Annotated in this window: 27 protein-coding genes; 5 read left to right on the plus strand and 22 right to left on the minus strand. The window is 66.3% G+C overall.

The genetic code is table 11. The annotated features are described in order from the left end of the window. Nucleotides 1-28: 28 nt before the first annotated feature. The 5 genes from BCEP18194_RS33375 to BCEP18194_RS41480 all read right to left on the minus strand — a co-directional run bounded on the left by BCEP18194_RS33375 (nt 29) and on the right by BCEP18194_RS41480 (nt 4,555). Nucleotides 29-730, minus strand: coding sequence for a phosphoribosylanthranilate isomerase (locus BCEP18194_RS33375; protein WP_011355720.1), 702 nt, complete (start codon nt 728-730; stop codon nt 29-31). Next, nucleotides 727-1,539, minus strand: a complete 813-nt coding sequence (truA, locus tag BCEP18194_RS33380) for a tRNA pseudouridine(38-40) synthase TruA (protein ID WP_011355721.1) — start codon at nt 1,537-1,539, stop codon at nt 727-729. The genes BCEP18194_RS33375 and truA overlap by 4 nt, the downstream gene beginning before the upstream one ends. Continuing rightward, the gene (locus tag BCEP18194_RS33385; RefSeq protein WP_041493346.1) at nt 1,539-3,746 is read right to left on the minus strand and encodes a FimV/HubP family polar landmark protein; all 2,208 of its coding nucleotides are present in this window, start codon (nt 3,744-3,746) and stop codon (nt 1,539-1,541) included. The genes truA and BCEP18194_RS33385 overlap by 1 nt, the downstream gene beginning before the upstream one ends. A 412-nt stretch (nt 3,747-4,158) precedes the next feature. Beyond that, nucleotides 4,159-4,359, minus strand: a complete 201-nt coding sequence (locus tag BCEP18194_RS41475) for a hypothetical protein (protein ID WP_157687346.1) — start codon at nt 4,357-4,359, stop codon at nt 4,159-4,161. Nucleotides 4,360-4,369: 10 nt separating this feature from the next. Then, a complete protein-coding gene (locus BCEP18194_RS41480) occupies nt 4,370-4,555 on the minus strand; it encodes a hypothetical protein (RefSeq protein ID WP_157687349.1) in 186 nt (61 codons plus the stop codon). 38 nt (nt 4,556-4,593) lie between these two features. Here BCEP18194_RS41480 and flgE point away from each other — a divergent pair, with 38 nt between their 5' ends. Beyond that, nucleotides 4,594-5,838: a flagellar hook protein FlgE gene (gene flgE, locus BCEP18194_RS33390; protein WP_011355723.1), complete on the plus strand. Its 1,245-nt coding sequence runs from the start codon at nt 4,594-4,596 to the stop codon at nt 5,836-5,838. 104 nt (nt 5,839-5,942) lie between these two features. Here flgE and asd read toward each other — a convergent pair whose 3' ends face one another. The 7 genes from asd to BCEP18194_RS33430 form a co-directional block, all read right to left on the minus strand. Beyond that, the gene (asd, locus tag BCEP18194_RS33395; RefSeq protein ID WP_011355724.1) at nt 5,943-7,064 is read right to left on the minus strand and encodes an aspartate-semialdehyde dehydrogenase; all 1,122 of its coding nucleotides are present in this window, start codon (nt 7,062-7,064) and stop codon (nt 5,943-5,945) included. A 299-nt stretch (nt 7,065-7,363) separates the two neighbouring features. Next, nucleotides 7,364-8,431 (minus strand): 3-isopropylmalate dehydrogenase, encoded by a 1,068-nt coding sequence (gene leuB, locus BCEP18194_RS33405; RefSeq protein ID WP_011355725.1) that lies wholly within the window; start codon nt 8,429-8,431, stop codon nt 7,364-7,366. A 79-nt stretch (nt 8,432-8,510) separates the two neighbouring features. After that, entirely contained in the window at nt 8,511-9,161 is a 651-nt protein-coding gene (gene leuD, locus BCEP18194_RS33410) for a 3-isopropylmalate dehydratase small subunit (protein ID WP_011355726.1), read from the minus strand. A gap of 67 nt (nt 9,162-9,228) precedes the next feature. Next, on the minus strand, nt 9,229-9,375 hold the full coding sequence (locus tag BCEP18194_RS33415; RefSeq protein ID WP_041493348.1) for an entericidin A/B family lipoprotein: 147 nt from the start codon (nt 9,373-9,375) through the stop codon (nt 9,229-9,231). Nucleotides 9,376-9,378: 3 nt separating this feature from the next. Beyond that, nucleotides 9,379-10,788: a 3-isopropylmalate dehydratase large subunit gene (gene leuC, locus BCEP18194_RS33420; protein WP_011355727.1), complete on the minus strand. Its 1,410-nt coding sequence runs from the start codon at nt 10,786-10,788 to the stop codon at nt 9,379-9,381. A 221-nt stretch (nt 10,789-11,009) separates the two neighbouring features. Then, the gene (locus BCEP18194_RS33425) at nt 11,010-11,768 is read right to left on the minus strand and encodes a hypothetical protein (RefSeq protein ID WP_041493619.1); all 759 of its coding nucleotides are present in this window, start codon (nt 11,766-11,768) and stop codon (nt 11,010-11,012) included. A 32-nt stretch (nt 11,769-11,800) separates the two neighbouring features. Further along, nucleotides 11,801-12,622: a hypothetical protein gene (locus BCEP18194_RS33430; protein ID WP_011355729.1), complete on the minus strand. Its 822-nt coding sequence runs from the start codon at nt 12,620-12,622 to the stop codon at nt 11,801-11,803. A gap of 401 nt (nt 12,623-13,023) precedes the next feature. Between BCEP18194_RS33430 and BCEP18194_RS33435 the strand changes: the two genes are divergently transcribed. Both BCEP18194_RS33435 and BCEP18194_RS33440 read left to right on the plus strand, forming a co-directional pair. Then, nucleotides 13,024-13,347 carry a cupin domain-containing protein gene (locus tag BCEP18194_RS33435; protein ID WP_011355730.1) on the plus strand — a complete coding sequence of 108 codons (324 nt, stop codon included), beginning with the start codon at nt 13,024-13,026 and terminating at the stop codon, nt 13,345-13,347. Nucleotides 13,348-13,475: 128 nt separating this feature from the next. Further along, complete coding sequence (locus BCEP18194_RS33440; protein ID WP_011355731.1) at nt 13,476-14,201, plus strand: glutathione S-transferase; 726 nt, start codon at nt 13,476-13,478, stop codon at nt 14,199-14,201. Nucleotides 14,202-14,251: 50 nt separating this feature from the next. On the opposite strand, the gene BCEP18194_RS33445 is transcribed toward BCEP18194_RS33440, so the two are convergent. Then, nucleotides 14,252-14,650: a hypothetical protein gene (locus BCEP18194_RS33445; protein ID WP_011355732.1), complete on the minus strand. Its 399-nt coding sequence runs from the start codon at nt 14,648-14,650 to the stop codon at nt 14,252-14,254. 15 nt (nt 14,651-14,665) lie between these two features. Further along, a complete protein-coding gene (locus BCEP18194_RS33450) occupies nt 14,666-16,051 on the minus strand; it encodes an MFS transporter (RefSeq protein WP_011355733.1) in 1,386 nt (461 codons plus the stop codon). Between the two features lie 215 nt (nt 16,052-16,266). Here BCEP18194_RS33450 and BCEP18194_RS33455 point away from each other — a divergent pair, with 215 nt between their 5' ends. Continuing rightward, complete coding sequence (locus BCEP18194_RS33455; protein WP_011355734.1) at nt 16,267-17,181, plus strand: LysR family transcriptional regulator; 915 nt, start codon at nt 16,267-16,269, stop codon at nt 17,179-17,181. 98 nt (nt 17,182-17,279) lie between these two features. Here the strand turns inward: BCEP18194_RS33455 and BCEP18194_RS33460 are convergent, their stop codons facing one another. The 5 genes from BCEP18194_RS33460 to BCEP18194_RS33480 form a co-directional block, all read right to left on the minus strand. Next, the gene (locus BCEP18194_RS33460; protein WP_011355735.1) at nt 17,280-18,812 is read right to left on the minus strand and encodes an amino acid permease; all 1,533 of its coding nucleotides are present in this window, start codon (nt 18,810-18,812) and stop codon (nt 17,280-17,282) included. Nucleotides 18,813-18,914: 102 nt separating this feature from the next. After that, nucleotides 18,915-19,379, minus strand: a complete 465-nt coding sequence (locus BCEP18194_RS33465) for an Lrp/AsnC family transcriptional regulator (protein WP_011355736.1) — start codon at nt 19,377-19,379, stop codon at nt 18,915-18,917. 98 nt (nt 19,380-19,477) lie between these two features. Then, the gene (locus BCEP18194_RS33470) at nt 19,478-20,236 is read right to left on the minus strand and encodes a dimethylarginine dimethylaminohydrolase family protein (protein WP_041493620.1); all 759 of its coding nucleotides are present in this window, start codon (nt 20,234-20,236) and stop codon (nt 19,478-19,480) included. A 209-nt stretch (nt 20,237-20,445) separates the two neighbouring features. After that, nucleotides 20,446-21,696, minus strand: coding sequence for a DUF1479 domain-containing protein (locus tag BCEP18194_RS33475; RefSeq protein ID WP_011355738.1), 1,251 nt, complete (start codon nt 21,694-21,696; stop codon nt 20,446-20,448). Between the two features lie 109 nt (nt 21,697-21,805). Beyond that, the gene (locus tag BCEP18194_RS33480) at nt 21,806-22,195 is read right to left on the minus strand and encodes a VOC family protein (RefSeq protein WP_011355739.1); all 390 of its coding nucleotides are present in this window, start codon (nt 22,193-22,195) and stop codon (nt 21,806-21,808) included. A gap of 72 nt (nt 22,196-22,267) precedes the next feature. On the opposite strand from BCEP18194_RS33480, the gene BCEP18194_RS33485 reads away from it, so the two are divergent. Further along, nucleotides 22,268-23,245, plus strand: coding sequence for a helix-turn-helix domain-containing protein (locus BCEP18194_RS33485; protein ID WP_011355740.1), 978 nt, complete (start codon nt 22,268-22,270; stop codon nt 23,243-23,245). An 89-nt stretch (nt 23,246-23,334) separates the two neighbouring features. Here BCEP18194_RS33485 and gltA read toward each other — a convergent pair whose 3' ends face one another. Genes gltA through BCEP18194_RS33500 form a run of 3 tightly spaced genes read right to left on the minus strand, consistent with a single transcriptional unit; the run spans nt 23,335 to nt 25,671 of the window. After that, nucleotides 23,335-24,636 carry a citrate synthase gene (gene gltA, locus BCEP18194_RS33490; RefSeq protein WP_011355741.1) on the minus strand — a complete coding sequence of 434 codons (1,302 nt, stop codon included), beginning with the start codon at nt 24,634-24,636 and terminating at the stop codon, nt 23,335-23,337. Nucleotides 24,637-24,689: 53 nt separating this feature from the next. Beyond that, nucleotides 24,690-24,962: a succinate dehydrogenase assembly factor 2 gene (locus BCEP18194_RS33495; RefSeq protein WP_011355742.1), complete on the minus strand. Its 273-nt coding sequence runs from the start codon at nt 24,960-24,962 to the stop codon at nt 24,690-24,692. 7 nt (nt 24,963-24,969) lie between these two features. Next, nucleotides 24,970-25,671: a succinate dehydrogenase iron-sulfur subunit gene (locus BCEP18194_RS33500; RefSeq protein ID WP_011355743.1), complete on the minus strand. Its 702-nt coding sequence runs from the start codon at nt 25,669-25,671 to the stop codon at nt 24,970-24,972. Nucleotides 25,672-25,684 lie beyond the last annotated feature (13 nt).

Here is a 25,684-nt window from a genome sequence, read left to right on the forward strand (position 1 = left end):
CCCCGCTTTCGGGGCCGCACCGCTTGCATCACCCGGCGTCCGCTTCGCGCACCGCGCGTACGAACGCCGCCATCCGGGCGTGATCCTTCACGCCCTTCGCGCCCTCCACTTCGATGCCACTCGAGACATCGACAGCAAACGGGCGCAACTGGCGAATCGCATCACCGACGTTTTGCGCGCTCAAGCCACCACTCAAAACGGCCCGATGCGCGAGCTCTGCGGGAATAAGAGACCAATCGAAGACCTTGCCGCTACCACCGTAATCCGGCACCAGGGTGTCGAACAGGAGGCCGCGCGCTTTCGAATAATGAAGACCCGATTCTACCAAATCGGCCGATTGCGTCGAGGGGCCCACGCGCACCGCGCGCAGCCACGGCAGGCGCGCCGCGCGGCCGAGCGCGTCGCACTGTTCGGGTGTCTCGTCGCCGTGGAACTGCAGCAGCGTGAGCGGCACGTCGCGCACGACGGCCTCGATCTCGGCCTCGGTCGCGTTCACGAACAGTCCGACCACCGACACGAACGGCGGCGCGAGACGCGCCAGCTCGGCCGCCTGCGCGATCGACACCGCGCGCGGGCTCTTCGGGTAGAACACGAGTCCGATCGCATCGGCGCCGAGCGCGGCCGCGTGCAGCACGTCCTCGGGGCGCGACAGCCCGCACAGCTTGATGCGCGTGCGCGGCGGCAGGCCGGTCGCGGCGGGAGTCGAGGGAGACACGGCGTGATCCGTCATGATTGCGGGTCCAGATCAGCCCAGACGCTGCTCCACGGCACACTGCCGAGCTGCGCGGGCGGGACGGCGAATTCCGCCGGGTAGCCGACGTGGGCGAGATACAGCCCGTCGGCCATGAACGTGGGCGCCGCAAGATTGCGGTCGCGCCCGGCCAGCACGTCGGCGAGCCAGTCGGCCGGATAGCGGCCTCGACCGACCGCGACGAGGCAGCCCATCAGGTTGCGCACCATGTGGTGCAGGAACGCGTTGGCGCGAAACCGGAAATGAACGAAATGGCCCACGCGCCGCACGTCGATCTGGTACAGGTGTTTGACCGGCGTCTTCGACTGGCATTCCGACGACCGGAACGACGAGAAATCGTGTTCGCCGATCAGGTGCGCGGCGGCGGCGCGCATCGCGTCGTCGTCGAGCGGCGTATGGATCCAGCCCGCACGCCCCGCCAGCATCGGCGAGCGCACGGGATGCACATACAGCGCGTAGTAATAGGTACGCTCGAACGCCGAGAAACGCGCGTGGAACGTTTCCGGCATCGGCTTCGCCCATTGCACTGCCACGGTCGACGGCAGGAACGCGTTGGTGCCGCGCACCCACGAGAAAACCTCACGATCGAGGTCGGTATCGAAGTGCACGACCTGCCCGAGCCCGTGCACGCCCGTGTCGGTCCGCCCGGCCACCGTCGTATGCAGCGGCACGCGCGCGAACTCGGCCAGCGCGTGCTCGAGCCGATCCTGCACGGTCTTGCCGTGCGGCTGCGCCTGCCAGCCGCAGAACGCCGCGCCGTCGTACTGAATGCCGAGCGCGATCCGCATCACGCCTCGTCCGCCAGCTTCGCGAGCAGCGCGCGCGCATCGTCGCGCGTCGCGACGTCGTTCGCATCGACCACTTCCTGCAGCAGCGTCCGCGCACCGGACAGGTCGCCCAGCTCGACGTACTCGGACGCGAGATCGAGCTTGTTGCGCGCGATGCGGGCGAGCTCGTCCGGCGTCAGTGCCGGCAACACGGCGCCCGGCGCGGACGGCAGGTCGAGATCGAAATCCAGCTTCAGCGCACCGAACTGCGCGCCGCCGAGCGGCGGCAGCGACGACGTCGCGAACGGGCTGCCCGCGTGGCTTGCGGGCGTCGCGGCGTCCGGATCCCAATCGAACTCGTCATCCTGGTCGGCCGGATGTTCCGGGGCCGGATCGATCGAGCCAATCGGCAGGCGCTGGGCGGCTTGACCGTTAGTTGCGATTTTATGGGTGTCGGAGTGCCCTGCCTGCGCAGCCGGCTCATCCGCCGCCAGCGACGGCTCGTCCGGCGTGCGCGGCGGCAACGGCATGTCGAGGCTGTTGAGCGCGCTGATCGCGTTCTGCATCAGCGTCGCGTGCTGCGCTTCGGTGGCCGCGGGTGCGGCCGGCGTCTCGACACGCGTCTCTGCCGGCGTCGCTACCCGTGTCTCCGCCGACGTGTCGATCGGCGTCTCGGCCGACTTTTCGGTCTGCGTTTCGGCCGCGACCTTCTCGATCGGCTCAGCATCGAGCGAAACCGGAGCCGCCTCGCTCACGGGCGGCACTACCGCGTGTGCGGCCGGCAATTCGGGTTGCGCGACATGCGGCTTCTCGCCTTCCGTTGCGGCCGACACATCCGTATCCGGCGTCTGAGGCGTCTCGACCGGTTCCGCCGCTGCGGCAGTCGCCGCGGCAAGGCTCAAGTCAGAAGCGGCATCACGCGCGACCGGCATCTCGGGCCGAATCGGCAGTTCAGGTTCGACAGAAGGCGCGGCTTCGGCTTGCGCAGTAGCAGCCGCAGCCGCGACACCGCCCGCTGCCGTAGCGGTAGCCGCCGTGTCCGTACCCGCCTCGTCCGTGCGCCGGCTCTTCCTGCGCTTGCGCCACGCGAAGCCTGCCGCGAGGACGAGCACGGCCGCACCAGCCACCGCGGCCGGACGCCAGTCCATCTGCTCGGTACTGCGTGCAGGTGCCGCCACCGGCGCGGCCGGTTGCGCGGGCGCCGATGCCGATGCCGGCTGCACCGCGCTGGCGGCGACGCCTGACGCGGATTCGCCTGCCGCCGGCGCGGCAGCGGACGCGCCCGCATCGTTCGCGGCCGGACGTGGTGCGACCGGTGCCGGTGCCGGTGCCGGCGCCGGAGCCGGCGTGACGTCGTTCGTCGTGGCCGGCTTGCCGATACCGTGCTTTTGCAACTCCATCAGCACGCGATTCTTCAGCGCCAGCAATTGCTGCAGGCTCGACGGCCGCGGCTGCGACGCGCCCGTAACAGGCGCCGCGCCAGCCGGTTCGTTCATGCCCGGAACCTGGCCACCCGATGCAGGCGAGATTGCGGCACCGCTCGCGGACGACGGCACCGACTGGATCGTGCCGCTCCACACGTGCGGACCGCTTGCACCGGCAACAGGCGCTGCCGGCTGCATGCTTTCGACAGCCGATGCGCCGTGTGCAGCCGAAGCACCGGCCGATGCCGACGCGCCGGCGGCCATCGTGACGCTCGCACCGCTGACAGGCGCCGCATGCACGGGCACCACCGGCGCGGATTGCACGGTCGACCCCGGATGCGGTGCGGACGCACCATGCTGCGCGACTGCCGCGCCGCCCGATGCAGCGGCGGGCGCGGACACTGCCGCCGTACCGGACGCTGCGGATGCAGCGGATGCACCGGCCGGCACGAGTGCCGCGCCTGTCGCGTCGAGCGCCGGCACGGTCAGCGTCGCACCGACCTTCAGGCGGCTCGCGTCGTGCTTCATGAACGCCTGCGGATTGGCGTCGAACAGTGCGCGGCCGGCGCGCGCGAGCACACCGGGATCGCGCGACTGCGTGGCCGCTTTCGCAATGTCGTTCAACGACTGGCCCGGCTGGACCGTCACGGTAAGCGGCACTGCGTCGCCGGCAGCGGACGCCGGCGTTTCGCCGGTGCCGGCCGCCCAGGCCGATGCGGTTGCGCCGAGCGCCAGGATCGCCAGCGCGCCACGCACGGCGCGCGACAGACGGGACTGACGCGGAAACAAGGAAATTCGGGACATCGTTGGCTCTATCGCCGCGCGCGGGCGCGGCTCGGATTCGCGGTTGAAAGCGTCAATAAAGTTGCCGCAGAAATGCAAAAGCGTCGCGTGGAACGCGACGCTTTCGGCGGGTCTGTGCGTCGTAACCGCGTAGTTTACTTCACGCGATCGGGTTCGGGCCGAATTCATCGCCGATGGGTGCAACCTGCCACTCTCGCACATCGGCGCACCCTGCGACCGGGCCGCGCCGATGCTCCGGTGCGCACGCCGAGACCAGCGCCCGCGATCGATCGGATGCACGCCTCCCGCAGTTGAAAAAAAGCCCGGCCGCATCGCATCCGGAACGATGGCCGCGGCGTTTGCTCGCTCACCGGGTGGCCGCACAACCGGAGGCGCGATCCCGCGCCACGACCGGAAAATCGTGCGCATTTGCTCAATAATTCGCGCCTCCCGCCGTTAATGGATTAACAACCGACAATAAAAATAAATCCCGCCGCCCACCAATCCCATTCAAATAAATTTCAATTGATCGATAAGAGGCCAATTCCCCTCTCTGATCGTCGAATTGAACATTTCCGCCGCCAAACCCCCGCCCCACAAGGCTCTCCAGCCTCGCCACCACTTCATTGGTCATACGAAATCAATCATTTCGACAGCAATTCAATTACATTACACAAAATTACACAGACCAAATAATTGCTGTCGCTAGGATCGTCTTCAAACAAGAATCGGCGCAGTTCGACCATCGCGCTCGCAACCGCCGCAAAAGCGGGCACGCGGTCGGCCGGGTTGACGCCGTGAGGTGCCAGGGAGGCATCGCGCAGTCGCACGACTGCATTTATTCACCAGCTCGTTACGGGGATCGAACATGGGCTATCAACAGGGTTTGAGCGGGTTGGCCGGCGCGGCGAACCATCTCGACGTGATCGGCAACAACATCGCGAACGCAAACACGGTTGGCTTCAAGCAGGGTCGCGCGAACTTCGCCGACATGTACGCGAATTCGGTCGCGACGTCGACCAACACGCAGATCGGCATCGGGACGCGGCTCGTGTCGGTGCAGCAACAATTCGGCCAGGGGACGATCAACTCGACGAAGTCGTCGCTCGACATCGCGATCAACGGCAACGGCTTCTTCCAGATGTCGAACAACGGCGTGACGACATACTCGCGTGACGGTGTATTTCACCGCGACAAGAGCGGCGCCATCGTCGACGCACAAAACCGCAACCTGATGGGCTATGCGGCCGGCCCGGGCGGCGCGATCAACACCGCGGCGACCGTGCCGCTGCAGGCGCCGACCAGCAACATCTCGCCGCAGGCGACGACGAAGATCACCGGCCAGTTCAACCTGAACTCGCAGGACAAGGTGCCGGCCAAGACGCCGTTCAACGCGGGCGACAACACCACGTACAACTACAATTCGTCGATCCAGGTGTACGACTCGCTCGGCGGCGCGCAACAGGTCTCGATGTATTTCACGAAGAACGCAGCCGGCACCTGGCAGGCCTATGCGGGCGTGCAAGGCCAGACGCCGACGAATCTCGGCACCGTCACGTTCGACGCATCGGGCCGGATCAGCTCGACGACGTCGGCCGCCACCGGCCAACCGACGCCGAGCCTCGGCCAATTCGCGTTCTCGATCCCCAACGCGTCGGGCGGCGCCAATCCGCAAAACCTGACGCTCGACCTGGGCGGCACGACGCAGTTCGGCGGAAAGAGCGGCGTGAACAATCTCGCACAGGACGGCTTCGCGAGCGGCACGCTGACGACGTTCTCGATCGGCACCGACGGCAAGCTGACCGGCAATTACTCGAACGGCCAGAGTGCGGTGCTCGGCCTGATCGCGCTCGCGAACTTCAACAACCCGAACGGGCTCGAGAACATCGGCGGCAACCAGTATGTGGAAACCGCCGCGTCGGGCGTGCCGCAGATCTCCGCGCCGGGCAGCACGAACCACGGCACGCTGCAGGGAAGCGCGCTGGAAAACTCGAACGTCGACCTGACGACCGAGCTTGTGAACCTGATCAAGGCGCAGCGCGACTACCAGGCCAACGCGCAGACGATCAAGACGCAACAGACCGTCGACCAGACGCTCCTGAACATGCGCTGACCCGCGCATGAAAAACGCGCCGCGCCAGCCTCGATATCGTCGAGGCCGACGCGGCGCGCCATCTTGTGCACCGCGGCCCGCGTCTCGCGGGCCGGACACGCAACTTACTTGTCGAGCAGGATGCGCAGCATGCGGCGCAGCGGCTCGGCCGCGCCCCACAGCAGCTGGTCGCCGACCGTGAACGCCGACAGGTATTCACCGCCCATCGCGAGCTTGCGCAGGCGGCCGACCGGCACCGTCAGCGTGCCCGTGACGTTCGCCGGCGACAGGTCGCGCATCGACGCTTCACGTTCGTTCGGCACAACCTTCACCCAGTCGTTCGCGGATGCGAGGATGCCGTTGATCTCGTCGAGCGGCACGTCCTTGTTCAGCTTGATCGTCAGCGCCTGCGAGTGGCAGCGCATCGCGCCGATCCGCACGCACAGACCGTCGACCGGGATCGAACCCGGCTCGCCCATGGCCGGCTTGCCGAGGATCTTGTTGGTTTCCGCGCCGCCCTTCCACTCTTCCTTCGACATCCCGTTGCCGAGATCCTTGTCGATCCACGGGATCAGCGAACCGGCGAGCGGCACGCCGAAGTTGCTCGTCGGCATCGCATCGCTGTTCATCGCGGCCAGCACGCGGCGGTCGATGTCGAGGATCGCGGAAGCCGGATCGGCGAGCTGCTCCTTCACCGCGCCGCTCAGCGTGCCCATCTGCGACAGCAGCTCGCGCATGTTCTGCGCGCCCGCGCCCGATGCGGCCTGGTAGGTCATCGCCGTCATCCAGTCGACGAGGTTCTCGCGGAACAGGCCGCCGAGTGCCATCAGCATCAGGCTGACCGTGCAGTTGCCGCCGACGAAGTTCTTCGTGCCCTTGACGAGCGCGTCCTTGATCACGTCGAGGTTGACCGGATCGAGAATGATGACCGCGTCGTCCTTCATCCGCAGCGACGATGCCGCATCGATCCAGTAGCCGTTCCAGCCGGCCGCCCGCAGCTTCGGGAACACGTCGTTCGTGTAGTCGCCGCCCTGGCACGTGATGATCACGTCGCACTTCTTCAGCTCGTCGACGTTGGTCGCGTCCTTGAGCGTAGTCTCGTTTTTCGCGAACGACGGCGCTTTGCCGCCCGTGTTGCTGGTGCTGAAAAACACCGGTTCGATCAGGTCGAAATCGCCCTCTTCCTGCATGCGCTGCATCAGGACGCTGCCGACCATGCCGCGCCAACCTACGAGACCTACGTTCATGACTAACCCTTTGATGGAGCTTCCCCGCCATTTCCGTCCCCGGTGTGACCGCGCGGGGAAATAGGCGGGCACGACGGACGATCAGCGTTTAATGATCGTTTTCGTGGTAATGGTTTTCGTGATGACGATGGCGCGCGCACCCGCACGGGCAATGTTGCCGTGGAGTTTCAAGACCGGGGAGATCAGGGAAAAATGCGCCATCGTTCGAGTCTACACAAAGCCGGTGGCCCGCACAACGGCCAACCGTATGCGAACCGGCCGATTTCGCGGCCCGTTCGCACCCTTTCTACATGATTGCGTTACAGCGCCGCGACCACCGCGTCGCCCATCGCCGTCGTGCCGACCTGCTGGCCGCCCGGCGTCGCGATGTCGCCCGTCCGGTACCCTTGTTCGAGCACCGTTTTCACCGCGCGCTCGATGCGATCGGCCTGCTCGGCGCGATTCAGCGAGTAGCGCAGCATCATCGCGGCCGACAGGATCGTCGCGAGCGGGTTCGCGATCCCCTTGCCCGCGATGTCCGGCGCCGAACCGTGCGACGGCTCGTACAGGCCCTTGTTGTTCTTGTCGAGCGACGCCGACGGCAGCATGCCGATCGAGCCCGTCAGCATCGACGCTTCATCCGACAGGATGTCGCCGAACATGTTGCCCGTGACGATCACGTCGAACTGCTTCGGCGCCTTCGCGAGCTGCATCGCCGCGTTGTCGACGTACATGTGCGACAGCTCGACGTCCGCGTATTCCTTCGACACGTCGATCATGATGTCGCGCCAGAACTGCGACGTCTCGAGCACGTTCGCCTTGTCGACCGACAGCAGCTTCTTCGCGCGCTTGCGCGCCGCCTGGAACGCGACGTGCGCGATGCGGCGCACTTCCGGTTCCGAATAGCGCATCGTGTCGAAGCCTTCGCGTTCGCCGGCGAACAGACCATCAGGTGCAGTCCGCACGCCGCGCGGCTGGCCGAAGTAGATGTCGCCGTTCAGTTCGCGCACGATCAGGATGTCGAGGCCCGCGACCAGCTCGGGCTTCAGCGGCGATGCATCGACGAGCTGCGGATAGCAGATCGCCGGGCGGAAGTTCGCGAACAGCTCGAGGTGCTTGCGCAGCCCGAGGATCGCCTGCTCGGGGCGCAGCGCACGCTCGAGCGAGTCGTATTTCCAGTCGCCCACCGCGCCGAACAGGATCGCGTCGGCTTCCTTCGCGAGCTTCAGCGTCGCGTCCGGCAGCGGATGGCCGCTTGCCTCGTAGCCCGCGCCGCCGACCGGCGCCTGTTCGAGTTCGAACTTCTCGTCGAGTGCGTTCAGCACCTTCACGGCTTCATTGACGATTTCCGGACCGATGCCGTCGCCGGGCAGCACTGCAATCTTCATGCGAAATTCCTGACTGGGTAGATTTTTATGGAGGCAGGCCGGCGAACGCGCCGCCGGCGCGCCCGCCCGAAAGGTGCTGTCAGCCGACCAGCTTGGTGTTGAGCCACGGCTGCTTCACGAGGCGCTCGGCCTCGAACTGGCGGATCTTGTCCGCGTGGCGCAGCGTGAGGCCGATGTCGTCGAAGCCGTTCAACAGGCAGTACTTGCGGAACGCGGTGATCTCGAACGGATACTCGCGACCGTCGCCCGTGCGCACGACCTGCGCGTCGAGGTCAACCGTCACTTCGAAGCCGTTGAACGCGACCGTCTCGTTGAACAGGTGATCGACCTGCTGCTCGGTCAGCACGATCGGCAGCAAGCCGTTCTTGTAGCAGTTGTTGAAGAAGATATCAGCGAAGCTCGGCGCGATGATCGCGCGGAAGCCGTACTGCTGCAGTGCCCACGGCGCGTGCTCGCGCGAGCTGCCGCACCCGAAGTTCTTGCGTGCGAGCAGTACCGATGCGCCCTGGTAGCGCGGCTGGTTCAGCACGAAGTCGGGATTCAGCGGACGCTTCGAGTTGTCCTGGCCCGGCTCGCCGTGATCGAGGTAACGCCATTCGTCGAACGCGTTCGGACCGAAGCCCGTGCGCTTGATCGACTTCAGGAACTGCTTCGGGATGATCGCGTCGGTGTCGACGTTCTCGCGATCGAGCGGCGCCACGACGCCGGTATGCACAGTGAATTTTTCCATGATCCGTCTATCCGGTTGAGGGGCCGGCATCCAGCCGGCGCCCATCGCAAATTCTCGGTCGGTGGCGTCAGTCCGCAGCGCGCTGAAGCGCGTTGCCGGCCGCATTGACGTCCTCACCGAAGCCTCGGACGGTGTTGCAGCCCGCGAGGCCGAAACCCAGCCCCGCCAGCGCCAGCACGGCAACCAGCCGCGCAATGACCTTCGATGCCGTCACGCGTTACCCCAGCTGGCGAATGTCGACGAAGTGGCCTTCGATCGCCGCGGCTGCCGCCATCGCGGGGCTCACGAGGTGCGTGCGACCGCCCGCGCCCTGCCGGCCTTCGAAGTTGCGGTTCGACGTCGACGCGCAGCGTTCGCCCGGATCGAGCCGGTCGGCGTTCATCGCGAGGCACATCGAGCAGCCCGGCTCGCGCCATTCGAAGCCCGCGTCCGTGAACACCTTGTCGAGCCCTTCGCGCTCGGCCTGTGCCTTCACGAGGCCCGAGCCCGGCACGACCATCGCGAGCCGCACGTTCGACGCGACGCGACGGTTCAGTTTCTTCACGACATAGGCGGCTGCGCGGATGTCTTCGATTCGCGCGTTCGTGCACGAGCCGATGAAGATCTTGTCGACCTTGATCGATTCGATCGGCGTGTTCGGCTCGAGCGCCATGTAGGCCAGCGCACGCTCCATCGCATCGCGCTTGACCGGATCCTTCTCGCGCTCGGGATCGGGCACGCGACCGTCGATCGACGTGACCATTTCCGGCGACGTGCCCCACGTGACCTGCGGGACGATTTCGGCTGCGTTCAGCTCGACCACGCGATCGAACTGCGCGCCGTCGTCCGACTTGAACTGGCGCCAGTATTCGACGGCCTGGTTCCATTCCGCACCGGTCGGCACGAACGGGCGGCCTTTCAGGTAATCGATCGTCGTGTCGTCGACGGCAACCATGCCGGCGCGCGCACCGGCTTCGATCGCCATGTTGCAGACGGTCATGCGGCCTTCCATCGTCAGCGCGCGAATCGTCGAGCCGCCGAATTCGATCGCGTAGCCCGTGCCGCCGGCCGTGCCGATCTTGCCGATGATCGCGAGCACGATGTCCTTCGCGGTACAACCGCGCGGCAGCGTGCCTTCGACCTTCACGAGCATGTTCTTGCTCTTCTTCTGCAGCAGGGTTTGCGTCGCGAGCACGTGCTCGACTTCCGACGTGCCGATGCCGTGTGCGAGCGCGCCGAATGCGCCGTGCGTCGACGTATGCGAATCGCCGCACACAATCGTCATGCCCGGCAGCGTCGCGCCCTGCTCCGGCCCGATGATGTGGACGATGCCCTGGCGCACGTCGTTCATCTTGAACTGCGTGATGCCGAACGCATCGCAGTTCGCGTCGAGCGTGTCGACCTGAAGCTTCGAGACGGGATCGGCGATGCCGTGGCTGCGATCGGTGGTCGGCACGTTGTGGTCCGACACGGCCAGGTTCGCGCTGATGCGCCACACCGGACGCTGCGCGATCTTCAGCCCTTCGAATGCCTGCGGGCTCGTGACTTCATGCAGCAGCTGACGGTCGATGTAGAGCAGGGTCGTGCCGTCTTCCTCGGTGTGGACCACGTGGGTGTTCCACAGTTTGTCGTAGAGAGTCTGTGCCATGGGTATGCGGGGTCGTTGTGACTACAAGCCTTGCGGATGCGGTCGATTATGCCACGCAGAACGCGTCACGGCGCAGGCCGGATGCGAAAAAACCCATTAAAAACAGTGGTTTGGCTGGTAGTGCCAATACCTGTATCGGCATTACCCGGCAAACGGGGCACGCAGGATCCGGCGCAGCGCGATCATGAATCGCGGATCGCGCGCGCCGATGCGTCGCGGCTTCAGCCGTTCGGGTACTCGCGATTGATCAGATCCAGCCGCAGCATGCCGAGCTGCACGCCCGCGTTGCTCAGCAGGTAGAGATCGCGCCGCCGCAAAGCCGGCATCACCGCCGACGTGTCGTAGAGCGACGGCAGCGCGAGGCCGGCCGGCACCGCTGCCTGCATCCCTGCCGCAGTCGACACGCGAACGGCGATCGATGCCTGATCCGCATGCGTGACCACGCCGACCTTGCCGAGCGCCGCGGCCGAGCCGGCCTGCTTGACGATCGCGGCGGCCACGCCGTCGGGCGTCGGTATCGGGCTGCCGGCAGCCAGGGCCGGGGTCGCGATCGACGTGACGCCGGCCGTCAGACCGTACTTCGATGCGAGCACGCTCGCGACTTCCTGCTGCGCGTAGATCGGGGCCGGGACCTTCTGCCGAAGCTGGAACACGGCGTCGGCGATCGCCTCGTTCACGGGGCCAGGCACGGGCGTGGTGCCGGATGTTGCGGCACGACTGCCGAAGCTGAACGCGGCAATCGTGTTGATGCCGGCAGCGTCGACGGACGGCGGCGTCCACGAGAAAAACGTGTCGAACAGATAGCCGGTTTCGTCGGTAGCGGTCGCGCGATCGTTCAGTTCGTTCGTCAGCTTGCCGAGCATCTGACGCTGCAATTCCGCGTCGGAAACAGGGGCGTCACTCGCGAAGGCAGGAGCAACGGATGCACACGAGGCGGCGAGCAGCGAAGTGGAAGCCAGGAAATGGCGGCGGGTCGTCATGGTCATGAGAATCGAGTGAGGAGCGGAAGGCGTCAGCCCTTCGGGAACGCCTGTATCGTCGCGGTCACCGCGCGGCCAAGCATCTGCGCATACATGTCGTGCACGAGATAGAGGCTGCGGTTGCGCGTCCACGGCTGGCCCGATTGCGGGTCGTACATCGTCGGCAGCGACACCTCGGCCACCGCGGCGGCTTTCATGCCCGCCTGCTGCGAGGTCTGGATGCAGCGCTTCGCATGGTCGCGATGGCCGACCACGGCAACGGTGCCCATCGCGGCCGCGCCGCCCGCGCGAGACACCGCCACGGCCGCGACACCGGCCGTGCTCAGGTACACGATCGAGCCGTCGCTCGCGATCACCGGCTCGACCGACGACAGCACGTCGGCCCCCATTCCGTACTTCGACACGAGAAAGCGCGCGATCTCCCACTGCGCGTAGACCTTCACCGGTTTCAACTGGCGAATCCGGTACACGGCATCCGCGAGTGCTTCGTTGACGGGCCCCGGGTCGGGCAGCGCGGACTGGTTGCTGCCGGTGCTCGACGTGTTGCCGCTTGCCGCGTTCGGGCGATTGCCGAAGCTGTACGCGACGATCGCACCGATCTGCGCGGCCGGCACCGTCGGCAGATCCCACGTGAAGCCGACATCGGTCAGCGCCGGCACGATCGCATTGACCGTCGCCGCGTCGCCAAGCTGCGCGTTGAGCTTCGCGGACATCTGGGCGGCCAGCGCCGCATCGGTCACGGGGGCCGACGTGACGTCGTCACCGCCGCATGCGCTCAACAACGGGGCCACGGCAACCGCGGGCGCGGCAGCCAGGAATTTTCTGCGTAAAGAAGCTGAGGGGTTCAGATTCATGAGAAATACGAAATGATGCGAGCAACGCCGGCAGCCGGCCACGGCGTTGCAAATCGCGGGTTCACGGGAAATGACAACCTGACGCGTCGCGCGATTGGGCGATGGATGGCAGGGTCGACGCTCGAATCGAATCGCTGCGCATCGGTCGATTGACGATGCGGGATCGTAGTCGGCGTTTATTAAATCGCGGTGAACCTGTCGATCGAATGCGGACGATCGTCACGCTGTTTCATCGATGGACGCACGCGTTTCATCCGTGGCGAGCACATGCGGTCGTCGTTTCATTGGTGGCGAGCAACGCGATTCGCCTGCTTCGCCGGGCACGGAACATCGCGCTCCTTATTTCGAGATACGATGGCGAAACGCGCATGCTCAGCCCCCACAATCCGGAGCCCCCCGCCATGAAGCTCGGTCTGAACGAATCGCTCGCCCGCCTCGATGAAGCAGGCACGCTGTTCACGACGCTGTTTCGCCACGGTACGCTCGACGTCGAGCTGTACCGGCCGCGCATCGAGGACAAGCAGAAACCGCATACGCGCGACGAGGTCTACGCGATCGCCACGGGCACGTCGCGCTTCGTCGTCGACGGGCGCGAATGCGAAGTCGCGGCCGGCGACGTCCTGTTTGTCCCCGCCCACGCCGAGCACCGCTTCATCGGCTTCTCAGACGACTTCTCGACGTGGGTGTTCTTCTACGGCCCAGAAGGCGGCGAGCGCAACGCGTAGCGCGCGGTGCGCGCGGCACTTTTCCTGCGATCGCCTAGACTGTCTATTCGCAGCGGGCGGCGCGCGACACGCGGCCGCCCGGTCGTCACGATGCCGGTGGCAGCCGGTTCAACGAACGGGAAGACAGCATGCGATACGAACTGTATTACTGGCCCGAGATCCAGGGCCGGGGCGAGTATGTGCGGCTCGCGCTCGAAGCGGCCGAAGCCGACTATGTCGACGTCGCGCGCGAATCGGGGCGCGGCATGGGCGTGCCGGCGATGATGCGCATGATGGACAGCACGAAGGCCGAATGCGTGCCGTTCGCGCCGCCGTTCCTGAAAGCCGGCGACGTCGTCATCGGGCAGACCGCGAACATCCTGCTGTTTCTCGGCGCGCGGCTGGGGCTCGCGCCCGGCGACGAAGCCGGCCGGCTGTGGGTGCACCAGTTGCAGTTGACCGTCGCCGATTTCGTCACCGAGATCCACGACACGCACCATCCGATCGCAAGCGGCCTCTACTACGAGGATCAGCAGGCGGAAGCCGCCGAACGCGCGGCCGATTTTCTGGAAAACCGGTTGCCGAAATTCCTCGGCTACTTCGAGCGCGTACTCGACCAGAATCCGCACAAGAGCGGTTACCTCGCCGGCAACGCACTCAGCTATGCGGACCTGTCGATGTTCCAGTTGATCGAGGGCCTGCGTTACGCGTTTCCGAAAGCGATGAAGCGTGCGGAGCGGAAGATCGCGGCACTCGTCGCGCTGCACGACCGCGTCGCACTGCATCCGGCTGTCGCGCTCTATCTCGAGTCGGAACGCCGTATCCCGTTCAACGACATGGGCATCTTCCGGCACTATCCGGAGCTGGACAAGTAGCGTCGGCACGGCATCCGCGCCACTTCATGCAAGGCGGCGGATGCCCTCGCTCACGCGGCGACTGGTGTCTCGTGCAGATGACGCCACACGATCAGCCCATCCGCCTCGCGCCGGAACACGACCGTCGCGCGCCGCTCCGTGCGCCGCCCTTGCGCGTCGGTCTGCGTCTCGCGATAGCCGATCGTCGCGCCATCGGACCACACGGCCAGCCCGCGCAATTCGTCGATGTCGATCGCGAGCCCCGGCCGCGCGCCGTGCCCGTGTGAAAACAGCGCATCGACGCCCGCGTAATCGAGCACCGTACCCGACATCGTGATCATCGAAAATCCCGGCGAGAAGCGCGCCATCAGCGTCGCGAGCCGCTCGGGGCCGGCACGGCCGGACAACCAGCACTCGATGTCGGCAATGGTGTCGACGACTTCCTTGAAATACGGATTCGGCAGATTCATAAGGCTCTCAGGTTCTCAGGAATGGGATGAAGCAGGTTGCGCGACCGGCGCAGGGTGTGCGGGAAGCCGCGCGATCAGGCCGAGCGGCAGCAACGTCAGCAGGACCGCCAGCCCGAAGCACCAACGGTACGGCGCGAGCGACGGGCCGCCCGCATCGAGCGCCAGCAACGCATTAAGCGCGCTGCCGAGCGCGGCCACGCCGACGCAAAAGCTCAACTGGCGGTTGATGTTCCACAGCGCGCTCGCGTCGCCCATCCGGTCGGCCGGCACGTCGACGAATGCCGCGCTCTGCGACGTGCTCGTGCACAGGCTCGCGCCGAACCCCATCGCCGCGAACGCCGCGATGCGCACGGCTTCGACGCCGGCCCACGGCGTCGCGAGCAGTGCGATGCCGATGCAATCGATCGCGATCCCGCTCGCGAACAACGGCTTCGCGCCGTAGCGCGGAAAGCAGCGGCGCGTGGTCGCGATCGCGAAGAACGCCGCGATCGCCCACGGCAGCATCAGCGCACCGGCATGCGCGGCGCTCAATCCGAGCGCATTCTGCAGATAGAGCGACGCGACGAGGTTGACGCCCGTAAAGATGCCCGGCACGCACAGATAGACCACCACGCCGATCCTCAGCAGCGGCTGTGCGAGCAGGCGCAGGTCGACCACCGGCGCCATGGCCCGACGCGCATGCGCCGCATACCCGGCGCCTGCCGCGACGGCGACAGCCAGCATCGCGAGCGGGAATGCCGCGCCGCCGTGCTGCCCAGCCGCAGTCAGCCCGAGGAGCAACGTGACGAGCGCCACCGCACTCAGCCCGAGCCCCGGCCAGTCGAGCCGCGGCGGCCGGTCACGCGCGCCGTCGCCCGGCAGCCACGCGAACGCGAGCGCGCAGGTCGCAGCCGCGATCGGCAACATCGCGAAGAAGATCGCGCGCCACGACCCGCGATCGACGATGGCCCCGCCGATCGCAGGCGACAACGCGGGCACGAGCAGCGCGACCATCATCACGATCGACGTGAGCCGCGCCCGCGCCTGAGGCGGATACGCGCGATAGGCCATCGTCTGCCCGACCGGAATCAGCAGCCCGCCGCCGAGCCCCTGGACCAGCCGCCACGCGAGCAGCGCTTCGATCGACGGTGACGCGCCGACGCCGGCACTGCCGAGCCCGAACAGCAGCAACGATGCGGCGAACACGCGCCGCTCACCGCAGCGGCGCGCGAGCCACGTGCCGAACGGAATCACGACGGTCAGGCCGAGCACGTACATGTTGCCGACCCACGCAAGCTGCGCGACCGACGCGTGCAGTTCGCGCTGCAGCGCCGGATACGCGGCGTTCAGCATGAACATGTTCGCGAGATCGATCGCGAAGCCGAGCAGGTAGACGGCGGCGATTCTGGAGCGGTCGGGCATGGCGGCGGGAACATCATGAAACGCCGCAGTGTAGAAGCCGGCACGCACATCGGTAAGCGGCCGGATTCGACGAGTCCCGTCGAAATTTTTTGACAATCGGCTCAGGCCGCCACAACGCCGCGCGTCCATTGCAACGCACCGCACGCCGCACGCGTGCCGCACATTCGGGTACCCTTCGAGCGATCCAACGCATAGACAGGACCCCCGCCCCAACCATGGTGAGCCTCGATCGTTTCGCCGTCTTCCGTGCCGTGGTCGAGGCCGGTTCGTTCACGGCCGCCGCAACCGCGCTGAACCAGGCGCGGGCAGCCGTCAGTTTTAACGTGAAGCAACTCGAAGCCGAGCTCGGCGTCACGCTGCTCACACGGACGACCCGGCGTGTCGAACTGACCGACGCCGGCGAGCGCTTCTACCAGCGCTGCCTGCGCGTGCTAGAAGAAGCCGAAGGCGCAATCGACGAAGTGCGCGGCGAGCACGGCGGAATGCAGGGCATCCTGCGCGTGACGTCGACGGTCGAATATGCAGCGCGCGTCCTCGCACCGATGCTGCATGCGTTCACCGCGCGGCATCCCGCGTTGCGCGTGCGGCTCGAAACCCATACTTCGCAGGCCGATCTCGTGCGCGACCGCTTCGACGTCGCGATCCGGCTCGGACGCCACGAGCATTTTCGCGACCTGCCCTATCGCGGCGCCTGCCTTGCCACCTATGACGTGCTCGCCGTGATGGCGCCCGGCCTGCCTGCCAAGGCCGGGCTCCCGCCGCCGGCGTCGCCCGGCGACCTGGCCCGCCTGCCCCAGCTCGGCCACAGCCGGCTCGAGCGAATCGCCGAATGGACGCTCACCGATCCCGCAGGCAACGAACATGCATTTCGACCGGCGACGAAGCCTCACATCGTCGTCGACAACGCATCGGTGTTGAGTGAACTGGCGCGCCAGGGCAGCGGCGTCGCGCTACTGCCGGAATGGCTCGTGCGCGACGATCTCGACAGCGGCGCACTGGTCGATGCACTGCCCGCGTACCGGTTTCCGCAGCAGAACGTCTACGCGCTGTACGTCGCGACGCGGCACGTGCCGCAGAAAGTGCGCGCGTGGGTGGATTTCATGAAGGCGCAGTTGCAGCACGGGCGCTAAGCGCGGTTTGCGAGCGTCACTGCACGCCAGCGTCACGCATCGGAGCCGGCCGTGCGAAACGTGCCGGCTCCTGTTACCGCGCTTTCGGTACCCGGCAATCAGTGCGGCTGCCCGTGCTGCGTGACCGTCGCATCGACGGCCTCGACCGAACGCGTCAGCCACGGCCCGATGTCCATCTCCTCGTAGCGCACGAGCCGGCTCTTGCGCGCACGGCGATACGCCCACCAGATCGCGACGAACAGCGGAATCCACACGTAGATCGACAGCACTTCCATCCAGTCGATGCGGGCCGCGAAGAACGCCTGGTAATCCTGCCCGAGCGAGATCACGATGCAGATCGCGATCGCGAACAGCGGCCCGAACGGAAACCATTTCGCACGGTACGGCAGCTGATCGAGCCTGTAGCCCTGCTTCAGGAACCCCTTGCGGAACCGGTAATGGCAGACCGCGATGCCGAGCCACGCGATGAAGCCCGTGATACCGACCGTATTCAGCAGCCACAGATAGATGCTCTGGTTGTTGGTCAGCGACGTGAGGAAGCACAGCCCGCCGACGGCCATCGTCGCGTACAGCGCATTGCGCGGCACGCCGCCCGGCGACAGCGTCGCGAACATCGCCGGCGCGCGCCCTTCCGCCGCGAGGTTGTACAGCATCCGCGTGGCCGCGTAGGTGCCGGAATTGCCGGCCGACAGCACGGCCGTCAGGATCACGAGATTCATTGCGCCAGCCGCGAGCCGGAAACCCGCATGGCTGAACACCAGCGTGAACGGGCTCACGCCGATGTCGGTCACGTCGCTCTTCAGCAGGTTCGGGTCGGTGTACGGCACCAGCAGGCCGATCACGAAGATCGCGAACACGTAGAACAGCATGATCCGCCAGAAGATCTGCTTCACCGCGCGCGGGATCGTCTTGCGCGGGTTTTCCGATTCACCGGCGGTGATCCCGACCAGCTCGGTGCCGAGAAACGAGAAGCCCGCGATCAGCGCGACGCTCATCATCGCGTGCACACCGCCGACGAACGGCGCGTCACCCGTCGTGAAGTTGCGCATGCCGACCGGATGCCCGTTCCCGATCAGGCCGGCCGCGATCAGCAGCCCGGCTGCGATGAACGCGACCACGGTGACGACCTTGATCAGCGAGAACCAGTATTCCGATTCGCCGAAACCGCGTACCGACAGCGTGTTCAGCAGGAAGATCAGCACGAGGAAGCCCGCGCCCCACCAGATGCCGGGTATGGTCGGAAACCAGTAGCGCATCACGATCTGCGCGGCGACCAGCTCGATCGCGATCGTCACGGCCCAGCTGTACCAGTAGGTCCAGCCAAGCGCGACGCCGAAGCCTTCGTCGACGTACTTCTCGCCGTAGATCGCAAACGAGCCCGATACCGGCATCAGCGCGGCCATCTCGCCGAGGCCCGTGACGACGAAGTACACCATCAGCCCGATCGCGATATACGCGGCGATCGCTCCGCCCGGCCCCGCCTGCGCGACCGACGCCCCCGACGCGACGAACAGCCCCGTACCGATCGAGCCGCCGATCGCAATCATCGCGATGTGGCGGCCCTGCAGACGGCGCTTCAGCGCCGTTCCGGACGGTGCGGCCGTCTCCGCTGCCGCTTGCAATGCATCCATAGTGTTCACCCTGATTGGATTCGGGCCTGGCGATTTGATTCGGAATGCAAATCGTCAGGCCGGGTCATTCGCGTCGAAACCGGCCCTTCCCGGCCGGCCGCATCACACGACGCTGCGCTTGATCGCCTGCAGTTCGGCCGTCGTCACGATCTTCTCGATCCGGAACCGCGGGCTCTCCAGCCACACGTTCGCGATCCGCCGGTACTCGTCGAGATCCTCGCACGCGAGCCGCACGAGAAAATCGAACGTGCCGCTGACGAGCCAGCAATCGAGCACGGCCGGATTCGCACGCATTTCGTCCTCGAACGGCGCCTGCGAACGCCCGTGGTCGGCCAGCGTGATCTGCGCGATCACGACGATCGGCTTGGTCGCGCGCGGCGCCTTGATCACCGCGCGGTACCCTTCGATCACACCGAGCGCCTCGAGCCGCTCCACGCGCGCCTGGCACGGCCGCGGCGTGAGGTTCACGAGCTCCGACAGCTTCCGGTAGGAAATCCGCCCGTCGGTGCGCAGGATGTCGAGGATCCGGAGATCGATCTTGTCGAGCTGCATCTTCTTGTCGGTCATCCGCGTTCGCTCCGGTCGGGTCGTGGCTGGTGCGCGGAACGTCTCCTGTTCCGCGCGGGGGCCACATTATCCGGCCGAAGCGGCCGCGCGCCAATCGGCTAGAACCGCAGCGACAGGCAGGTCAGGCCGCCGTCCATCTTGCGGAACTCGCTCGTATCGATCACGTGCAGCGGCAGCCCGAGCGACGCGATCGCATCGTGCACGCGCGGGTAACCGGCCGGCGTGATCAACGTGCCGTTCACGCGCAGCGTGTTGCCCGCGTATTCGTCGGCGGCCGAAATCGCGATCCGGCGATAGTCGGCGAATGCCGGATGCGCGGCCAGCGCTTCGGTCACGAGCAGCGTGTCGTCGCCGAGCGCGTTGACGACCGACTTGAGATGCAGGCCGGCACCCACCGGCACCGCGACGACCGAATAGCCGTAGCGCGACACCAGCGAGTCGAATGCGGCGATGCCTTCGGCATCGGTACGGCCCGTCAGGCCGATGTAGAAGCGCTTGCCGACCTGCATCACGTCACCGCCGTCGAGACGGCCGTCCTGCATCGGCAGCAAGTCGCGATGCGCGGCCAGCGCCGCTTCGATGTGCACCGTCTCGCCACGCCGTGCGGGTGCCCCCGGGCGCGTGATCACCGCGAATTCCGGCGTCACGACTGCGGTGTCCTCGACGAAGTGCGAATCGGGGAACGCGTCCAGCGGCGGCAGTTCGGTCAGCTCGACGCCGAGCGTGCGCAGCGCGTCGCAGTAAGCGTGGAACTGCGTGAGCGTCTTGTCGTAATCGGGCGCGCCGAGTTCGGCGGTGGTCAGGCCCGCGCCACAGGACGGCGCGGGACGGCGAACGATCGCTTGCGTGAATTGCATCGACTCCTCCATGGTCAGTGCCACACCCGTGCTTCACACGGGGCGGCTGCGTTGTGTCCAGACCATTATCGGAAGCCAAATTGCGCAATTCGCGTCGATTTCAGCTGCACAGACAGCCGATTACGTCGAATTACGCGCGGCACGCAGCGGTTTCGGCAGACGGCCGTTCATCGCCTGGCGAACGGCCGCTTTCACCTGCGGCACGCCGGCTACACGCCCGCCCCGAACCCCATCTGCGAACGGCCGAGCGCCGTGAGATCACCCTCCCCGCCGCGCCCGTCGAATTCGACCTCGAAATGATCGGCCGGGAAATCGGGCGGGCTCTCGCCGCGCAGGAACGCGGCCCGCTGGCGCTGCAGGTATGCGTCGTTCTTCGCGCAACCGGGCGCAGCGGCGATGTACATCACGTTACTGTCGCCGCTACCGCGGTGCGCATCCTCGACCGCGTGCACGACGTCGCCGTGCCAGAACACCGCGTCGCCCGGCTCCATGTGCGGGATCGGCACCAGCGCGTCGAGCAGCAGCGCGTGCCATTCGGGCCGGATCGACAGCGCGCGGCCCGGACGCGCGCCGCACAGGTCGTCGTCGGCCACGTCGTCCTGCAGCGCACGCAGCACGACGAAGGCCATCGCGTTCGCGACCGGGATCAACTGCAGCGTACCGTCGCCGGGCCCCTGCGGCGTCAGCGCGGTCCAGCCCTGGAACGTGCGGAACATCGAGCACACGGCCGGCGACGGAATCTCCTCGACGTCCGGCCGGAACGCCGCATCGAACGGGTCGTAATCGCGCCAGCGGCCGGCCAGCACGTGTCGGTAGACCTGGCGAAAATTCGCGCCGAGCCAGCGTTCGACGGAACCGCCATCGACGTGCGGCGACAGCCCGAGCGACGTCGAGCCCGGCGGGCGGCGGCGAATCCGGTCCGCATAGGCCGGCACCTGGTCGGGATCGAAGTGCGTGCGCCCGCCGTCCGCGTGCCGCCACAGGCGGTTCAGGAACACGCGCGCCTGGGTCAGTGCGGGCGACTGGCGCGCAGCCACCTGCGGCTTCGACCAGTAGACGCCGTAGATCTGCGGCTGGCCCGACGCGAGGTTGCCGAAATAGCGGTCCTCGGCACGTGCGTGCAACCGTTCGGCGAAGCGGTTCGCGTCCAGGTAGGCGCCGATCTCGTCGTTCCAGTCGCGCGCCTGCTGCGCATCGAATACGCCACGGATCACGACCGCGCCATGCGTGCGGATCGCAGCAATCGCTTGCGGATCGACAGATCCGCCCGCGATGTCCGCGAACGGCACCACCGGAATCACGTCATGGCCCTGCGCATGCGCACGCCGGATCGCGTCGACCTGGCGCGCGATATCGCCCTCCAGTTCGCGAAACGTGACCGCGTAATTGGGCAGGTCGGCGCGCAGTGCCCGTTTCGCGTCGCGAATGGCGGCAGGCAGGTCGTCAATCGTCAGTTGCATCGTGGTCTCCTCGCTGACAGGTGTCGTGTGTGCTGTCAGCGTACGGCCGGTGCGCGGCCGCGATTGCCACTATCCGGCCAACTACCGATACAATCCGGACAACCGTGCATCACTCCGGACGATGGCAGACCACGCACAGCTTGTTGCCGTCCGGATCGCGGAAATAGGCGCCGTAGTAGTCGCGGTGATAGTCCGGCCGCAGGCCCGGCGGCCCTTCGCAGGCGCCGCCGTGACGCAGCGCGAGCGCGTGGCAGCGATCGACGTGCGCGCGGGTCGGCGCAACGAACGCGATCGTGTGGCCATTGCCCGGTTCGGGTGCACGGCCATCGAGCGGCTGGCCGAAGAAGAACAACGGCCGGTCGGTGTCGGCCGGCATCCAGCCCGACCAGCCATCCGGCTCGCGGAATTTCAGGCGCAGCCCGAGTTCCGCAAACAGCGGCGCGTAGAAATCGAAGGCGCGCGCGGTGTCGGTCACACCCACGCAAACATGTGAAAACATGGCATCGCTCCGTCGTGACGATCGCTCACGATCATGCCACGGCGCAATGCCCGCCCTCGCCCGGAGGCCGTGATGAAACCGCAGTACGAGCACGTGACGTTCGCCCCCGGCTGTTCGATCCGCGTCTATCACCGCCAGCTCGCGCGCATCCCGTTCGAGTGGCATCGCCATCCCGAGTACGAACTGACGCTGACGCTCAACAGCCGCGGCCGGCGCTTCATCGGCGATCACGTCGCGCACTACGCGGACGACGACCTGGTGCTCGTGCCGCCCAACCTGCCGCATACCTGGTCGTCGAATGCCCGCATCGATCGCGATGCCCCCGAAGTCGCGCTCGTCATCTGGTTCGACGGCGACTGGGCGCGGCGTCTGGCCGACTGTTGCCCGGAATACGCGCCGCTGCGCTCGTTGCTGAGGCGTGCCGCACCGGGCCTGCGCTTCGACACGGACGCGGCCCGCGCGATGCGCGCGCGGTTGCCGCAGTTGCTCGATCCGTCGCCCCGCACACGGCTCGCGGCCGCGCTCGACACGCTCGCCGATCTCGCGGAAGCCGGCGGCGAACCGCTCGCCACCGCGCACGCGTACGACCGGGCCGACGGCACGACGCCGCCCGCCAACGTGGCCGCACCGGAAGCCGAACGACTCGACCGCGTACTCGACGCGATCGACCGGCACTTCCACGAACCGCTGCGCATCGACGCGCTCGCCGCCGCTGCGCACATGTCCGAACGCACTTTGCAGCGCCTGTTCGTCCGGCATCTCGGCGAAAGCGTCGGCCGCTACGTGCAGCGGCTGCGGCTCGCGCACGCGTGCCGTCATCTCGTCGGCACCGACTGGCCGATCGCGACCGTGGCCGCGCGCTGCGGCATTCCGAATGCCGCGAACTTCAACCGCCAGTTCCTCGCCGCGCGCGGGATGACGCCCGGCGCATACCGGCAGTTCTTCGTGCAGCACGGCCACGCACCCGACGACGACGCACCCGCACTCGACACGCGCCCGCCATCGCTCGAGCGCCGCGCCGCCCCGAACGAACCGCGGCCGCACAAATGAAAACACCCCGACGGGGTGACCCGTCGGGGTGTCGTGGCGTTGCGATCGCCCACGCGAGCGGCCTGCCGGCCGTTCGCGCGGCGCACGACTTAACGTGCGTTGAGCGGCTTCGCTTCGCGCGGCGTATCGCCGATGAACAGCTGACGCGGACGGCCGATCTTCTGTTCCGGATCGCCGATCATTTCGTTCCACTGTGCGATCCAGCCGACCGTACGTGCCATCGCGAAGATACACGTGAACATCGACGTCGGGATGCCCAGCGCGCGCTGGACGATGCCCGAGTAGAAGTCGACGTTCGGGTACAGCTTGCGCGACACGAAGTATTCGTCTTCCAGCGCGATCTTCTCGAGCTGCATCGCGAGCTTGAACAGCGGGTCGTCGTGCAGGCCCAGTTCGTTCAGCACTTCGTAGCACGTTTCGCGCATCAGCTTCGCACGCGGGTCGTAGTTCTTGTACACGCGGTGACCGAAGCCCATCAGCTTCACGCCCGAATTCTTGTCCTTCACCTGCTTGATGAATTCGGGGATGTTGTCCGGCGAACCGATCTGCTCGAGCATGTTCAGCGCGGCTTCGTTCGCACCACCGTGCGCCGGGCCCCACAGACAGGCGATACCGGCAGCGATACAGGCGAACGGGTTCGCGCCCGACGAGCCGGCCAGACGGACGGTCGACGTCGATGCGTTCTGCTCGTGGTCTGCGTGCAGGATCAGGATACGGTCGAGTGCGCGGACGAGCACGTCGTTGACCTTGTACTCTTCGCACGGGTTCGAGAACATCATGTGCATGAAGTTCGCGCTGTACGACAGCGAGTTCTTCGGGTACACGAACGGCTGACCGATGCTGTACTTGTACGCCATCGCGACGAGCGTCGGCAGCTTCGCGATCATGCGGATCGCCGACACTTCACGGTGACGCGGATCGTTGATGTCGAGCGAGTCGTGGTAGAACGCCGACAGCGCGCCGACTGCAGCGACCAGGATCGCCATCGGGTGCGCGTCGCGACGGAAGCCACGGAAGAAGAAGTGCATCTGCTCGTGCACCATCGTGTGCTTCGTGACGGTGTCGACGAATTCCTTCTTCTGCGCGGCGTTCGGCAGCTCGCCCTTCAGCAGCAGGTAGCAGCTTTCGAGGAAGTCCGCATTTTGCGCGAGGTTGTCGATCGGGTAGCCGCGGTACAGCAGCTCGCCCTTGTCGCCGTCGATGTACGTGATCGCCGAATTACAAGCTGCCGTCGACATGAAGCCCGGGTCGTACGTGAACTTGCCGGTCTGGCCGTACAGCTTGCGGATGTCGATTACGTCCGGGCCCATCGTGCCCTTGTAAATCGGCAGTTCGACGCTCGGCGAGTTGTCGCTGAACGATAGCGTGGCTTTAACATCAGACGGAGTCATGGCACATCCTCAATCGAAATAAAGAAACGGGATTCGATAACGGGCGTAACGCGTTACACGTTGCGCAGCATCTCCAACAGCCGGTGAATGTCCGGGCTGTCTAGGTCGCCTTCTGGTTCCTTGCGCGCGAGGAGCAAGTCCATCAGGTCGTTGTCGCTCAGATCGAGCAGGCGCGACAACGCGCCTACGTCTGCATCGGTGAGGTCATGCTCGTATCTGCTGAAGAAACGCTCGAAAATGATGTCGTTCTCCAGCAGACCCCGCCGCGCGCGCCAGCGAAGGCGCGCGCGGCGGTGCGGGTCGGATTGATGCGAATCGTCGCTCATGCCGACCTTAAACCGCGCGGCGGACCATCAGTTCCTTGATCTTGCCGATCGCCTTCGTCGGGTTCAGGCCCTTCGGGCAAACGTCGACGCAGTTCATGATCGTGTGGCAACGGAACAGACGGTACGGGTCTTCCAGGTTGTCGAGACGCTCGCCGGTGGCGGTGTCGCGGCTATCCGCGATGAAGCGGTAAGCCTGCAGCAGGCCCGCCGGGCCGACGAACTTGTCCGGGTTCCACCAGAAGCTCGGGCACGACGTCGAGCAGCTTGCGCACAGAATGCACTCGTACACGCCGTCGAGCTCGTCGCGCTCTTCCGGCGACTGGAGACGTTCCTTCTCCGGCGGCGGCGCGTCGTTGATCAGGTACGGCTTGATCGAGTGGTACTGGTTGAAGAAGTGCGTCATGTCGACGATCAGGTCACGCACGACGGGCAGGCCCGGCAGCGGACGCAGCACGATCTTCTGCGGCAGGTCGTTCAGGTTCGTGAGACACGCGAGACCGTTCTTGCCGTTGATGTTCATCGCGTCCGAACCGCACACGCCTTCACGGCACGAACGGCGGAACGACAGCGTCTCGTCCACGGCCTTCAGTTTGACCAGTGCGTCGAGCAGCATGCGCTCGTGCTCGAGCTCCAGCTCGTACGTCTGCATGCGCGGCGCTGCGTCCTTGTCCGGATCGTAGCGGTAGACTTCAAAAATGCGTTTTGCCATTTCGGATTCCTTT

The organism is Burkholderia lata (assembly GCF_000012945.1).
GTDB classification, from domain to species: Bacteria; Pseudomonadota; Gammaproteobacteria; order Burkholderiales; family Burkholderiaceae; genus Burkholderia; species Burkholderia lata.

What these genes read in the sequence shown, in the direction of transcription:
- BCEP18194_RS33445 (WP_011355732.1), bottom strand. Translation starts at nt 14,650, where the DNA reads ATGAATCTGCCGAATCCGTATTTCAAGGAAGTCGTCGACACCATTGCC.
- BCEP18194_RS33385 (WP_041493346.1), bottom strand. Translation starts at nt 3,746, where the DNA reads ATGTCCCGAATTTCCTTGTTTCCGCGTCAGTCCCGTCTGTCGCGCGCC.
- leuB (WP_011355725.1), bottom strand. Translation starts at nt 8,431, where the DNA reads ATGAAGATTGCAGTGCTGCCCGGCGACGGCATCGGTCCGGAAATCGTC.
- BCEP18194_RS33480 (WP_011355739.1), bottom strand. Translation starts at nt 22,195, where the DNA reads ATGTTTTCACATGTTTGCGTGGGTGTGACCGACACCGCGCGCGCCTTC.
- BCEP18194_RS33460 (WP_011355735.1), bottom strand. Translation starts at nt 18,812, where the DNA reads ATGGATGCATTGCAAGCGGCAGCGGAGACGGCCGCACCGTCCGGAACG.
- BCEP18194_RS33465 (WP_011355736.1), bottom strand. Translation starts at nt 19,379, where the DNA reads ATGACCGACAAGAAGATGCAGCTCGACAAGATCGATCTCCGGATCCTC.
- BCEP18194_RS33475 (WP_011355738.1), bottom strand. Translation starts at nt 21,696, where the DNA reads ATGCAACTGACGATTGACGACCTGCCTGCCGCCATTCGCGACGCGAAA.
- truA (WP_011355721.1), bottom strand. Translation starts at nt 1,539, where the DNA reads ATGCGGATCGCGCTCGGCATTCAGTACGACGGCGCGGCGTTCTGCGGC.
- flgE (WP_011355723.1), top strand. Translation starts at nt 4,594, where the DNA reads ATGGGCTATCAACAGGGTTTGAGCGGGTTGGCCGGCGCGGCGAACCAT.
- BCEP18194_RS33495 (WP_011355742.1), bottom strand. Translation starts at nt 24,962, where the DNA reads ATGAGCGACGATTCGCATCAATCCGACCCGCACCGCCGCGCGCGCCTT.
- asd (WP_011355724.1), bottom strand. Translation starts at nt 7,064, where the DNA reads ATGAACGTAGGTCTCGTAGGTTGGCGCGGCATGGTCGGCAGCGTCCTG.
- BCEP18194_RS33425 (WP_041493619.1), bottom strand. Translation starts at nt 11,768, where the DNA reads ATGACGACCCGCCGCCATTTCCTGGCTTCCACTTCGCTGCTCGCCGCC.
- BCEP18194_RS33500 (WP_011355743.1), bottom strand. Translation starts at nt 25,671, where the DNA reads ATGGCAAAACGCATTTTTGAAGTCTACCGCTACGATCCGGACAAGGAC.
- BCEP18194_RS33455 (WP_011355734.1), top strand. Translation starts at nt 16,267, where the DNA reads ATGGTGAGCCTCGATCGTTTCGCCGTCTTCCGTGCCGTGGTCGAGGCC.
- gltA (WP_011355741.1), bottom strand. Translation starts at nt 24,636, where the DNA reads ATGACTCCGTCTGATGTTAAAGCCACGCTATCGTTCAGCGACAACTCG.
- BCEP18194_RS33440 (WP_011355731.1), top strand. Translation starts at nt 13,476, where the DNA reads ATGCGATACGAACTGTATTACTGGCCCGAGATCCAGGGCCGGGGCGAG.
- BCEP18194_RS33450 (WP_011355733.1), bottom strand. Translation starts at nt 16,051, where the DNA reads ATGCCCGACCGCTCCAGAATCGCCGCCGTCTACCTGCTCGGCTTCGCG.
- BCEP18194_RS33430 (WP_011355729.1), bottom strand. Translation starts at nt 12,622, where the DNA reads ATGAATCTGAACCCCTCAGCTTCTTTACGCAGAAAATTCCTGGCTGCC.
- BCEP18194_RS33485 (WP_011355740.1), top strand. Translation starts at nt 22,268, where the DNA reads ATGAAACCGCAGTACGAGCACGTGACGTTCGCCCCCGGCTGTTCGATC.
- BCEP18194_RS33375 (WP_011355720.1), bottom strand. Translation starts at nt 730, where the DNA reads ATGACGGATCACGCCGTGTCTCCCTCGACTCCCGCCGCGACCGGCCTG.
- BCEP18194_RS41475 (WP_157687346.1), bottom strand. Translation starts at nt 4,359, where the DNA reads ATGACCAATGAAGTGGTGGCGAGGCTGGAGAGCCTTGTGGGGCGGGGG.
- BCEP18194_RS33435 (WP_011355730.1), top strand. Translation starts at nt 13,024, where the DNA reads ATGAAGCTCGGTCTGAACGAATCGCTCGCCCGCCTCGATGAAGCAGGC.
- leuC (WP_011355727.1), bottom strand. Translation starts at nt 10,788, where the DNA reads ATGGCACAGACTCTCTACGACAAACTGTGGAACACCCACGTGGTCCAC.
- BCEP18194_RS33470 (WP_041493620.1), bottom strand. Translation starts at nt 20,236, where the DNA reads ATGCAATTCACGCAAGCGATCGTTCGCCGTCCCGCGCCGTCCTGTGGC.
- leuD (WP_011355726.1), bottom strand. Translation starts at nt 9,161, where the DNA reads ATGGAAAAATTCACTGTGCATACCGGCGTCGTGGCGCCGCTCGATCGC.